General features: G+C 33.1%; 1 protein-coding gene. It reads left to right on the top strand.

Annotated elements, in window-relative coordinates; all coding sequences use genetic code 11:
• The first annotated feature begins 141 nt into the window (after positions 1-141).
• Positions 142-1692 carry a tetratricopeptide repeat protein gene (locus BMY56_RS18410; protein WP_091627745.1) on the top strand — a complete coding sequence of 517 codons (1551 nt, stop codon included), beginning with the start codon at positions 142-144 and terminating at the stop codon, positions 1690-1692.
• The last annotated feature ends 236 nt before the right edge of the window (positions 1693-1928 follow it).

The following is a 1928-nucleotide window of genomic DNA, read 5'->3' as shown; positions in this document are numbered from 1 at the left end:
TGCATTTATCTTTAGATTATAGAACACCTAATTACGTGCATCAATATGCCGCTTAAAACTAATATTAATCTGTAGCCGTATTTTAGGACGTGACAGCTGAAGAAAGACCTGCAACAATCATCAAACCAAGACATCTCTCATATGGACACCAACTCAAAAACAATACGATTAATAATATTCATCATAGGTGTCGTACTTTCAGCCGTATCTTACGGCCAAACATCATTAAAAGAAATTGGACTTAAAGCCGGAAAATATAAAATTGGCTTTAAACACTATACAGTTATCGATAGCACGAGAACCTATCGAATTCATAATGAGTTTAACAACCGACTAATTGAGAGACCAATTCCTATAAGTATTTGGTATCCTGCAAAAATAGAGCATAGTAATTCTGAGCAATTAACAGTATTAAACTATTTAGAGATTTTAAAAGAAGAGGAAGAATGGAAAAATTTACCGAATTATTTTCTGTTGGATTGGTTTCCCTATTTATGGAACACACCAGAAAATAAGGCTCAGCTTTCTGAAAAAGTAAATGCTTTCTTTAATCCAGCACCTCAAAATGGGAATTTTCCAGTTGTAGTTTATGCACCAAGCTATCAAGCCTCTTCGATTGAAAACTTTGCGTTATTCGAATATTTAGCCAGTAACGGCTTCATAATAATATCAAGTCCTTCAAGAGGAACAGATACGCGTTGGTTAGAAGGTGGAACTACAAGAGATATGGAAACACAGTCGAGAGATGTTGAATTTCTTCTAAAAGAAATTAGCACCTATGAGAATATTGATTTGGAAAAAGTGGCATTAATGGGATTTAGTTTTGGTGGGTTGTCAAACGCTATAACTGTTATGAAAAACAAGACTATAAAAGCAATTGTTAGTTTGGATGGAACCGAAAGGTACAATTATACTGTTTTGGAAAAATCACCCTATTTCAATTTAGATAAGTTTTCCATTCCTTATATCCATTTCGCTCAAAAAGAGATTCCGAAAGAAGTTCTAACCACGGAGAAAATTTCTGAAGAGGTGAACTACAAATTTCAATTATACAACTCTTTGGAATACAGCAACATTCACAGGTATAGATTTCACGACCTAACGCATTCTTATTTTAGTTCTTTCGGTGTCTTATTCGCTAACAGAGATAAAAGGCAAGATAAAAGTGATGATAAGATTATGGCTTCCTACAATTTGCTTTGTCAACATACTTTGCAGTTCTTAAATGCGACACTAAAAAATGAGAAAATGGCGATTGCTTTCATTGAAAATAAGCCTGTTGCAAACGGATTTTCCGACAGTTTGATTTCTAAACAAACGAAAAAAGCTATCGAAAAAGAGTTTACATATAAAGATTTCAATGATTTAGCATTCAAACAAGACTATCAAGATTTAATTCCACTATATGAGAAAACAATGGTCAATCATCCAAATCTTGAACTTCAAGAAGGAATGTTAAACACTTTAGGACTGCGATTATCGTTTAATTCTGAGAAGAAAGGGCAAGGATATAATGTCCTTTTATTAGCATTACATCTAAATCCAAAATCGGCAAATTTATATGATAGTTTAGCCGAAGCATATTTTTATAATGAGGACTACCAAAATGCAATTTTGAATTACAAAAAGTCTTTGGAATTAAACCCTGAAAATCAAAACGCAATTGACCGATTAAAACAACTAAAAGAATAAAGCCAGCAGGTAACAATGTATATAAAAAATAGGCGAAATAGTAATAAAATCAAGGCTTTTGGCTCGTATCAAACTTTGTGCTTAACCGAAAGTTTGGTGCTTCAAAATCGCCTACTTTTCATATACTAACCGTTAGCTACAATTTGGTACGATATACAAACATCCTTTACAAAGTTATAGAAACATCGTTTACACTTTTTAAGTTGCATTTGGAACCAACATTCAGATGCTATGCC

Origin of the sequence: Maribacter orientalis (assembly GCF_900109345.1) — a bacterium.
Taxonomy (GTDB): domain Bacteria; phylum Bacteroidota; class Bacteroidia; order Flavobacteriales; family Flavobacteriaceae; genus Maribacter; species Maribacter orientalis.
The sequence above is the reverse complement of the archived record's forward strand: the minus strand, read 5'-3'. Positions and strand labels throughout refer to the sequence as shown.